The organism is Nostoc sp. 'Peltigera membranacea cyanobiont' 232 (genome assembly GCF_002245985.1).
GTDB lineage: Bacteria > Cyanobacteriota > Cyanobacteriia > Cyanobacteriales > Nostocaceae > Nostoc.
Genome location: NZ_NOLK01000221.1, coordinates 1 through 9,556, shown reverse-complemented (window position 1 = coordinate 9,556; position 9,556 = coordinate 1). Strand labels below are relative to the sequence as shown.

9 protein-coding genes and 1 pseudogene are annotated in these 9,556 nt (G+C 43.4%); 4 read left to right on the top strand and 6 right to left on the bottom strand.

Going from position 1 to position 9,556, the window contains the following annotated elements:
• Positions 1-167: 167 nt before the first annotated feature.
• Positions 168-1,379 (top strand): HhoA/HhoB/HtrA family serine endopeptidase, encoded by a 1,212-nt coding sequence (locus CDG79_RS36720; protein WP_094346482.1) that lies wholly within the window; start codon positions 168-170, stop codon positions 1,377-1,379.
• A gap of 84 nt (positions 1,380-1,463) precedes the next feature.
• On the opposite strand, the gene CDG79_RS36715 is transcribed toward CDG79_RS36720, so the two are convergent.
• The 3 genes from CDG79_RS36715 to ispD all read right to left on the bottom strand — a co-directional run bounded on the left by CDG79_RS36715 (position 1,464) and on the right by ispD (position 3,402).
• Complete coding sequence (locus CDG79_RS36715) at positions 1,464-1,811, bottom strand: DUF760 domain-containing protein (RefSeq protein ID WP_094333219.1); 348 nt, start codon at positions 1,809-1,811, stop codon at positions 1,464-1,466.
• Between the two features lie 165 nt (positions 1,812-1,976).
• Positions 1,977-2,525 carry an SMC-Scp complex subunit ScpB gene (scpB, locus tag CDG79_RS36710; RefSeq protein WP_094346481.1) on the bottom strand — a complete coding sequence of 183 codons (549 nt, stop codon included), beginning with the start codon at positions 2,523-2,525 and terminating at the stop codon, positions 1,977-1,979.
• A 193-nt stretch (positions 2,526-2,718) separates the two neighbouring features.
• Positions 2,719-3,402 (bottom strand): 2-C-methyl-D-erythritol 4-phosphate cytidylyltransferase, encoded by a 684-nt coding sequence (gene ispD, locus CDG79_RS36705; RefSeq protein WP_094346480.1) that lies wholly within the window; start codon positions 3,400-3,402, stop codon positions 2,719-2,721.
• Between the two features lie 69 nt (positions 3,403-3,471).
• Here ispD and CDG79_RS36700 point away from each other — a divergent pair, with 69 nt between their 5' ends.
• Complete coding sequence (locus tag CDG79_RS36700; protein WP_094346479.1) at positions 3,472-4,431, top strand: glycosyltransferase family 9 protein; 960 nt, start codon at positions 3,472-3,474, stop codon at positions 4,429-4,431.
• A gap of 152 nt (positions 4,432-4,583) precedes the next feature.
• Here the strand turns inward: CDG79_RS36700 and lysS are convergent, their stop codons facing one another.
• Positions 4,584-6,269: a lysine--tRNA ligase gene (lysS, locus tag CDG79_RS36695; protein WP_094346478.1), complete on the bottom strand. Its 1,686-nt coding sequence runs from the start codon at positions 6,267-6,269 to the stop codon at positions 4,584-4,586.
• 112 nt (positions 6,270-6,381) lie between these two features.
• Here lysS and CDG79_RS36690 point away from each other — a divergent pair, with 112 nt between their 5' ends.
• Entirely contained in the window at positions 6,382-6,939 is a 558-nt protein-coding gene (locus CDG79_RS36690; RefSeq protein WP_094346477.1) for a Uma2 family endonuclease, read from the top strand.
• A gap of 131 nt (positions 6,940-7,070) precedes the next feature.
• On the opposite strand, the gene CDG79_RS36685 is transcribed toward CDG79_RS36690, so the two are convergent.
• The gene (locus CDG79_RS36685) at positions 7,071-7,493 is read right to left on the bottom strand and encodes a hypothetical protein (protein WP_094346476.1); all 423 of its coding nucleotides are present in this window, start codon (positions 7,491-7,493) and stop codon (positions 7,071-7,073) included.
• 249 nt (positions 7,494-7,742) lie between these two features.
• Entirely contained in the window at positions 7,743-8,714 is a 972-nt protein-coding gene (locus tag CDG79_RS36680) for a M48 family metallopeptidase (protein WP_094346475.1), read from the bottom strand.
• 132 nt (positions 8,715-8,846) lie between these two features.
• Here CDG79_RS36680 and CDG79_RS36675 point away from each other — a divergent pair.
• A pseudogene (locus CDG79_RS36675) lies at positions 8,847-9,556 on the top strand (ATP-dependent DNA helicase); the annotation flags it as partial.

Here is a 9,556-nt window from a genome sequence, read left to right as displayed (position 1 = left end):
ATTGGGACTGGGGACTGGGGACTTGGAAGATTACCTAATATGCAATCTCCAATTCCCAATCTCCAATCTCCATACTTAATTCCTTGTAAATTGATCTGTCCACTTATCGTTAGCTTGACTACACTTAGAAATTAGCAACTGCATTGCTGTCCTTAAGCAGAATGATTATGAAGTTATCTTTAAAGCAACTGGGCGTTTATGTGTTCTTACTGGTGTTCGGCTGTGGTGCAGGTTTGTTTGGTAGTCGCTATCTCCTGCTACAAAATCCCTCTTTCCAACAGTTAAAAAATGTAACAATGGCTTCGCCTCCAGAATCCGTAACTCCGAATCCTTCTAATGCACAAATTGGGGCCAGTGGGGGCGATAGTAATGTGAATTTTATTGCGACTGCAGTGCAAAAAGTCGGCCCGGCTGTGGTGCGAATTAATGCCACTCGCAAAGTCGCCAATCCCATCTCTGACGCATTAAAAAGTCCCCTCTTGCGGCGGTTTTTTGGAGAGGATGAGCAACCAATTCCCGAAGAACGTATTGAGCGGGGTACGGGATCGGGATTTATTTTGAGTGAAGATGGAGAATTACTCACTAACGCTCATGTAGTAGCAGATACGGATACAGTACAAGTCACCCTCAAGGATGGTCGAAGTTTAGAGGGAAAGGTGGTAGGAGTTGATTCTGTAACAGATGTGGCAGTGGTGAAAATAAAAGCGAATCATTTACCGACTGTGAAACTGGGTAATTCGCAAAACTTAATACCAGGAGAATGGGCGATCGCAATTGGCAATCCTCTAGGTTTAGATAATACTGTCACTATTGGCATCGTCAGCGCTACCGATCGCACTAGCACTCAGGTTGGTGTCCCAGATAAGCGAGTCACCTTTATTCAAACTGATGCCGCAATTAACCCTGGTAATTCCGGTGGCCCCTTGTTAAACGCCCAAGGCGAAGTTATTGGTATTAATACTGCCATCCGCGCTGATGCTCAAGGACTCGGTTTCGCTATCCCCATTGAAACCGCCGCCCGCATTGCCAATGAACTTTTTACCAAAGGGCGTGTAGAACATCCCTTCTTGGGTATTGAAATGGCAGACCTTTCTCCTATCAAGAAACAGCAGATTAATCAAGAAAATCAACTTAACATTCAGCAGGATGTTGGGATTGTGATTAAAGGAGTCACAGGGGATTCTCCAGCCAAGCGTGGAGGATTGTTTCCTGGAGACGTGATTCAAAAAGTTAACGGTAAAGCAGTTAAAACCTCAGCCCAAGTTCAAAAGCTGGTAGAGTCCAGCAAAGTTGGTGACATTTTAGCTATCGAAGTTAACCGTAGCGGGAAAATTCAAACCTTCAAAGTACAATCAGGAGCTTATCCTGAAAGGAAGTAGTCAGAATAATTCGTAATTCGTAGAGAGCGTCATTACGAATTATTTGGTCAATAGTCCCAGAATGTTTGACTATTGACTATATAACTACTGACCATTAGACAAATGCTCTAACTGCATTCTTTGTTCCATTTGGCGCAAAAAATACCCCGTCATCATGGCCGACGCTAGAAGCCCAGCTAAGTTATCCCGATCTGTTGTGATTTGCACGTTGAAATTTTCTGCGGGGAGCATTCCCACTAGCCCTTGGACATTTTGCGAGATAATTTGTTTAATTTCGGGGCTGGCGGATTGAGCAATCCTCGCTAAAACATCAGGAGACTGATGTTGTAGATATTTGAGTAACTGATTGGGGTATTCTTCAGAGTGGTCGGAAAGAAGTTGATTAGGGTGTTCCTCAGAGTTGTCATTTAAAAAGTCAGGATTAAACACCATTGGCAGTTTTATTTAGCTTAATTGCTAACTCTACTCTAAACCATAGTACAAGGCTAGCGCATTCACCACGGGTATAAGTCATTGGGAATGGGGATTGGGGATTGGAGAACTCGGCGCCCCCTTTGGGGATTAGGGGCGATGGGGATTGGGTAATTTTCCTAGTCCCTAGTCCCCAGTCCCTACTGCTTTTAGTTCTAGTTCTAGTTCTAGTTCTAGTTGTTCTTCCTTCTGGCTGTTGGAAAGTATTTGAGGGAGTTGTTCTATTTGGAAATATTGATGAAATTTTGGGGTTACTTGGAGTGAGTAGGAGCGAGAATCGCTGTCTCGGCGTTTGCGGATGAAACCAAGTTCTACGAGTTCTGGAACGTGTTGATATACTCCTGAACCGCGCAAGTTAATCAAGTCGCTCTGGAGTATGGGACTATTGAGGGCGATCGCTGCTAAAGTCCGTAATGCACCTACACCCAACTCTACTGGTATCATCGTTTGCACTAAATCATGAAAGTCAGACCTTAGTTGCAAACTATAACCATCTGGGGTTTCTATTACCTCTAGGGCGCTATCTCGGTGGGCATAGTTGTCCATTAGTTCAATTATGCCTTCTTTGACAGTGGCGCGATCGCACGCGGCATACTCGGCGATTTCGCCGAGCGACAAGGGTTTACCCTTTAAATAGAGAATTGCTTCTATCTTCGTCGCTGTGGCTGTAATCATTTAGTTGTTAGTCATTAGTCATTGGTTATTAGTCATTGGTCATTAGTACATGACAACTAACAATCAACAAGTGTCTGGCATTATATCGTAAATTGTCAAAGTATTTTTTGAAAGTCTCTAATTTGGGATTGGGCACTTGTACTCAGCGTTGTCAAAGTATTGGGGATTAGTTATTTCCCCAATCCCCAATCCCTCAAGCACCTCTAGTTGTAAGAATAAATTCTGCGATCGCTAAATCTTGTGGAGTTGTCACCTTCAAATTTGTCTCTTCTCCCTCGACAATTCGCACTTCAATACCGCACTTTTCAAATAAAGCGGCATCGTCAGTTACTTCCCAACCTTGACGGACACCTTCAGCGTGGCACTGTTTCAACAACTTGACATTAAATCCTTGGGGAGTTTGTGCAGCCCACAAATTTTGTCTGTCGGGTGTTTCTTGAATTATGCCTTGTTCATCAACAACTTTGATGGTGTCTTTGACGGGTACACCAGCAATTAAACCGGGATAGTGGCGAATGGCCTCCGCACAAGAGTTAAATAAATCTGGTGTGGCGAGACATCTGGCCCCATCATGAATTAACACTTGTTCTGCGGCTATTGGCAAAGCCTGCAAGCCATTGTAAACAGATTCTTGACGGGTGGAGCCACCTTGAATCAATTCCACAGGTTTAGTCAGCTTCAAATCGGTGAGAATTGCCCTAAAGTCTGGCCAATCGCTAGGCTGAGAAATAATCCCGATCCAACTGATTGTATTGGCGGCTTCTGCGGCTAATAGAGTCCAGGCAATAATTGGTTGCGATCGCACTTTCAGCAAGAGTTTATTGCGGTTACTACCCATTCTTTTTCCGATTCCCGCAGATGGAATTAGTAAATACACAGAATTCCTCAATCTTTAAGCTATATATTTTCCCCTAAAATAGGGAGCGAGTAAGCGTCAATAAATATTATGCGAGTAGTAGCCCTTGTACCTGGCGGAATTGGCGACCAAATTCTCTTCTTTCCGACTCTAGATGACCTGAAGCGCAATTACCCGTCCGCTCAGATAGATGTCGTTGTTGAGCCCCGGTCAAAGGCTGCCTACCGAGTGAGCAAGTCAGTTCACGAGGTGCTGAACTTTGATTTTCACGACCGTAATAGTCTGGCAGATTGGGGTAACTTGGTGGGGACAATTCGCGATCGCGAATACGATGTTGTCATTGCTGTGAAGCAAATTTGGTTGCTAGGTCTTTTACTTTGGTTGACAGGAATTCCCATACGTATTGGCTACAAAGGCAAGGGTTCGGTTTTTCTGACCCACGCTGTGCCATTTAAACCATCCCAGTATGCGGCGGCAGTATATCACGATTTGCTGCAACCATTGGAAATAAATAGTCCTGTCCCAGAGTTAGCAGTAAATGTGCCAAAACCAGATATTGAGTGGGCACAAAAGGAACAGAAACGCTTAGGCGTACATGAAACAGGTTATATCCTGATTCATGGCGGTTCTGGTCATTTATCCCAGGCTAAAGAACTGGATAAAATCTACCCTGTAGAAAGTTGGCATCAAATTATTCAAGGCTTCCAAGACAAGCAGCCGGATCTGCCTGTGGTGGTGATTAAGGGGACTGACGATGAGAAGTTTGTGCGATCGCTTTTGGGGTCTTCTCCAAATATCAAGGTGACTGCCCCAGATGATATTGGCAAGTTAGCTGCTATAATCGCCGGAGCAAATTTGATGTTGTCTACTGATAGTCCAGCACTACAACTAAGTGTTGCAGTTCAAACCTATACCATCGCCCTATTTGGGCCCACCGATCCAGCTAAGTTGTTGCCGAAAAACGATAAATTTTTGGCTATTGCATCCCCCACAGGAAAAACGGCGGATATCTCACCAAACGCAGTTTTAGAGAAAATCTGGGGTGGCTAAACCAACAGTTTATCCCAATTTCTGCAATTACTCTATTGGGTATCCAATGTAGTTATGCGTTTGTTGAATGACCGCAAAACCTGGTTGTGACAGCTAGATTTTGCGGTTATTTCAGTATTAAATGAAGAATTCAGATTACATGCTTGAATGGGTCAACTCAATTGTTCAAATTTAAATTTTCCTTTAATAAACTTATTAAAATACTGACCTTTAGACGGAGCATTATCTAAGTCTTCTTTCACACTAGGAGGGACTTTGAAATACTCGTAAACACTTCCACTATCAAATTCAATAGTCAGTGTTTGAGTTTTTTGCTCATAGGTAAATTGCTTAATAACACTGCCTTCAGGCTTGAGTAGAGGGAAAGCAATTACATCCCGAATACTGGCAGAATCAGTTAACAACATTACTAACCGATCGATCCCAATCCCTAAACCACCTGTAGGCGGCATACCGTATTCAAGGGCTGTCAAAAAGTCTTCATCCACACCTTGGGCTTCTAAGTCACCAGCAGCTTTTCTTTCAGCTTGGGCTTCTAGGCGTTCTCTTTGATCGATGGGATCTGTAAGTTCTGAGAAGCTGTTCCCAGTTTCTCGCCCGACGATAAATAACTCAAATCTTTCTACCAAACCAGGTTGAGAACGGTGGGGTTTTGCTAAGGGCGAAATTTCTACAGGGTAATCAATGACAAAGGTAGGTTGAATTAAATTAGCTTCTACCTTTTCTTCAAAAGCTAAATTCAGTAACTTACCAATTGATTTGGCTTCATCTACACCAGGAATATTAGCATTTTTACTTGCTGTTTTTGCTTCTTCCAATGTTTGGAAAGAATTGAAATCTAATTCGGTAAATTCTTTAACTAAATCGTGCATTGTCACCCGCCGCCAAGGTGGTGTTAAATCTATAGGTTCTCCTTGGTAGGTAATTTGCAATGTACCAATTACATCTTGGGCAACAGTGGTAATAATCCCCTCAGTCAGCGCCATCATATCGTTGTAATCGGCGTAGGCTTGGTAAACTTCAATCGTTGTAAATTCGGGATTGTGTCGAGTCGAAATTCCTTCATTACGGAAAATCCGTCCCAATTCAAACACCTTTTCAAAACCACCCACAATCAACCGCTTGAGATGGAGTTCTGTGGCAATTCGCAGATACAACTCCATTTCTAAAGTGTTGTGGTGGGTAATAAAGGGACGTGCATCTGCACCCCCAGCTTCACTTTGCAAAACAGGCGTTTCAATTTCTAGAAAATCGCGCTGTTCTAAATAGCGACGAATACCAGCAGTAATTTGGGCGCGACGGCGGAAAGTTTGTCGCACTTCTGGGTTAACAATCAAGTCAACGTAGCGCTGACGGTAGCGTTTAGCAACATCCGTTAATCCGTGCCACTTATCGGGTAGGGGCAACAGGGATTTAGTGAGGATAGTATATTGTTTAACGTAGACAGATAACTCGCCCTTTTCAGTCCGTTTAATAGTACCTTTGGCTCCCAGAATGTCGCCTGCATCTGTGAGTTGTTTTAAGTGATTGAAGGCATCAGCATCAATATCTGCCATGCTTTCTTGGATGCGATTTTTATCCAAATAAAGCTGAATTGTGCCAGTTTCATCTTGCAAGGTGAAGAAAGCTAGTTTACCAAAAACGCGACGCGCCATAATGCGCCCAGCGATCGCAACTTCTAAATCAACTTCTTCACCACTGGCTAAATCGGCAAACTGTTCTTGCAACTGCGCTGCATGATGGGTACATTCCCAACGATAGGCGTAGGGATTAGTCCCTAGCTGCTTGAGTTGTTCTACTTTCTCCAGCCTGGCGGCTCGGATATCTTCTTCCGACATGGTAACGAACTAAATAGGGCAAGATTAATTATAGATGCTGCCAAAGTTGAGAGTAAGAGATAATCGCCTAAAAGTAATGTGCGTAGGCGTAGCCCACCGCAGGAAATATACAATGACACAAACTAGAGTCCGCCTGTGGACTGTCAACGAATATCACCGGATGTTTGAAACGGGTATTATTACAGAGAATGAACGGGTAGAACTGATTGATGGGCAAGTTATCCCGATGAGCGCCAAAAATCCTCCCCATGCAGCAACAACACTGTGCGCGTCTGACTACCTCAAGCGGCTGCTAGCAGAGGTTGCCTTAGTTCGGGTGCAAGATCCCATTCAGTTGAGCCAATATTCGGAACCTGAGCCAGATATTGCTGTTGTTCGCATCGATTCACGAAAGTATATCGATCATCATCCCGCACCCAATGAAATCTTTTTATTGGTTGAGGTAGCAGATACGACGCTAGACACGGATCGGAAACAGAAAGCACCTTTGTACGCTAAGGCAGGAATTGCTGATTACTGGATTTTGGATGTGAATCAGCGTCAGGTTTATGTTTTCCGTGAGCCTGCTTTGGAAGGCTATAATGAAGAATTTATTCGGGATGAAGATGCAACGTTATCCTTGATTGCCTTTCCAGAAATTGAAATCCAGATTATTCAAATGTTTCCATAAATTAGTTAACATAATTTTTAATGAAATTGGTATGAACGCTCTATCGCATTTTATCCAAAAGGCTGTCAGAGAAAATATTATTTATATCTTCTCTGACCAAGGCTGAAAATTTTATTCTCCAAGCAAAACCTTTATTTCTGGACTATTTTTAGCGAATGTCTAGATGAAACAGCTTTCATTTTCAAGTTGGTAAATTGGACGATTGCCTTTACCAAGTCTTGTTGTTCTGGTTGCAAATTCAACTTTTGTAGGGCTTGATTCATATTATTACCAGCCCGGAGATTGTGATTAAGTTGGACACGTTGCGATGTGTTTAATACTGCCTCAATTTCCCTGTTTCTTCTCTGACGCACAGCCTGAAGTTCTTGGCTTTGTAAAGGAGTTAGGTTAATCTCAGACGAAGTGGAGTAGCTTGCAGTTTTGGTAATGGCGAAAATGACACCAGAAGTAGTATGGAGTTGAACCGGTGCAGCTAAGGCAATTCCCGGCATGGAAAGGATAAGAGCTAGAATAATAGCGAACACAGAGAGTCGTTTTGTCAAGTGAATTGCCATATTGATAAATGCCTACATCTAAATTTAATGCTCAGATATAGTTAACAATTTTCAAGTCTTGAATTTTGAATATTGAATTTATCCTACCCCCAAAAGTGCCTTAATGCGTTATAGTTCACATCTTGCATTAATCTTAAGTAGGGCGGGCACTATTTACTAATGCTGAAAACCTCAACTCTGATACTTGTGCCAGTGCCCGCCCGACGGTAATTGCTCCTTAATTACGAATTACGAATTACGAATTACGAATTACGAATTATTATCAGGTCTTCTCATTCTATTGATTTCCCGTTGTAATTCTTCAATTTGACGGCGCAAATTATCTGTTTCATTTGTGGAAGATTCTGCTGCAACATTTACTGAGCCGGAAGCAGGCGATCGCTGATAATTTCCTCGGCGAATTTGCTGATATTCTTCGGATACTGCCCACGCCCGTAGGTAATGCAGCCGTTCCACTGGGAAAGGATGGGATAACATCGTACCCTGAGCGCCATTGTAAATCAAGAATTTATATATCTGATTCAGCCCATCTTCATCTAGTGCCTGATAATTTTCTGACTGCTTGATAAACTCTTGTAAACTACATTCATTGGCATATTTGTTACTACCGCCAGAGAGTTTCATCATTGTTGACATCACAGGATTCAAGTCATCCATCACCAGTAGCGCAGCGCGATCTGAGGATAACTCGGCTTTACGCCGCCACTCAAAAAAGGCGTAAATCAAGCCTTGTGTTACAAAATTACCAATGCCGAAGGTCAATTCTCCCAAGGCGGAAGCAGCACTCATCGCCCACATCGCCATTTGAATTAAAATAGTATGACCACATTTAATATGCCCCAGTTCATGGGCTAGCACCGCCCGAATCTCAGCTTCGTCTAGCAAGTCTAGTATCCCTGTATTTATGACTATGTAAGGATTCTCTTGCCCCAAGGCATAGCTATTTGCTTGGGGATCTTGCGAGACAAACAGTGCAGGTTCTGGGTAAATGTCCAAATCTCGGACGCATTCCCGAAACATCTGGTAAATAGTGGAATACTGACGCGGCCCGACTTGGATGGTGTTACCCATTAGATAGACTAATTGAGGGCGTTCGTAGATAAATTCCACAAATTTACGAGCGATTAAATCAAATCCCGGTAAATTTCGCAAAGCTTGCTCGGCTTGGCGATCTAGTGGATGCCTGAAGGCTTCGCTGGAAATTCCTGTGTAAGTTGGCATAATTCAGGGTAGTGGGTAATTGGTCATTGGTCATTGGTCATTGGTCAAAAACAAATGACTAATGACAAAGGACAACATAATAGAAATGGGGCAATTGGAAGTAAAAGTCACTTTGTATGGAATTTAAAGCGTGTGATTGAGGCAGAAGTTCATTTGTCACTACATAACTTTTTGCGATCGCAAGCGGGGTTCCCTTCCTGGCCCCATCATTTGACGATGGCACGGTTGGTAGCACGCGCCTTGCGCCTGGGACGTAGTGCCCTAATTCAAGTAGGAGCGGTTTGTGGCTATCAGGGGCGGTATCGTACTAGTTTCGTAGCATCAGCCCTAATGTGGCATGGCCCTGTAATTATTGTTGCTCAAGAAGCAGTGCAGCAACTTCTACTGCGGGTGGAAATTCCCCGTCTACAGCAATGGCTACCAGCCAATAAATCGATTAGAACAGGTGACGCTTGGCCTGATGCTGAGTTCCAAGGGCTACTGTTAACCTCCCCAGAAGCTTGGTTAGGAGGACAATTTGCTGGTGGCGATCGCTTTCCCGAAGGCATCCCGACAATTATTGATGGGGTAGACGATCTCGAAGATTGGGTGCGCGATCAACTTACCCAAGATATTCAACCTCATGACTGGGATGAACTCATACTGGCTTGTCCAAATCAAGCTGAGGCAATTAGCGAAGCACGAATAAAACTAACACACGAGCTTTTTCAGCATCCTGTTAATCCATATCAGTGCTATCTAATTTCCCAACCAGAAATAGAGATTTTAAGCCGTCTTTATGCTGTTTTAGATCGAGCAAACCTCCCAGATACTTGGAAACATTTCTGGCAGCAATTACAAAC

What these genes read in the sequence shown, in the direction of transcription:
- scpB (WP_094346481.1), bottom strand. Translation starts at nt 2,525, where the DNA reads ATGATTACAGCCACAGCGACGAAGATAGAAGCAATTCTCTATTTAAAG.
- CDG79_RS36680 (WP_094346475.1), bottom strand. Translation starts at nt 8,714, where the DNA reads ATGCCAACTTACACAGGAATTTCCAGCGAAGCCTTCAGGCATCCACTA.
- CDG79_RS36700 (WP_094346479.1), top strand. Translation starts at nt 3,472, where the DNA reads ATGCGAGTAGTAGCCCTTGTACCTGGCGGAATTGGCGACCAAATTCTC.
- lysS (WP_094346478.1), bottom strand. Translation starts at nt 6,269, where the DNA reads ATGTCGGAAGAAGATATCCGAGCCGCCAGGCTGGAGAAAGTAGAACAA.
- CDG79_RS36690 (WP_094346477.1), top strand. Translation starts at nt 6,382, where the DNA reads ATGACACAAACTAGAGTCCGCCTGTGGACTGTCAACGAATATCACCGG.
- CDG79_RS36720 (WP_094346482.1), top strand. Translation starts at nt 168, where the DNA reads ATGAAGTTATCTTTAAAGCAACTGGGCGTTTATGTGTTCTTACTGGTG.
- CDG79_RS36715 (WP_094333219.1), bottom strand. Translation starts at nt 1,811, where the DNA reads ATGGTGTTTAATCCTGACTTTTTAAATGACAACTCTGAGGAACACCCT.
- CDG79_RS36685 (WP_094346476.1), bottom strand. Translation starts at nt 7,493, where the DNA reads ATGGCAATTCACTTGACAAAACGACTCTCTGTGTTCGCTATTATTCTA.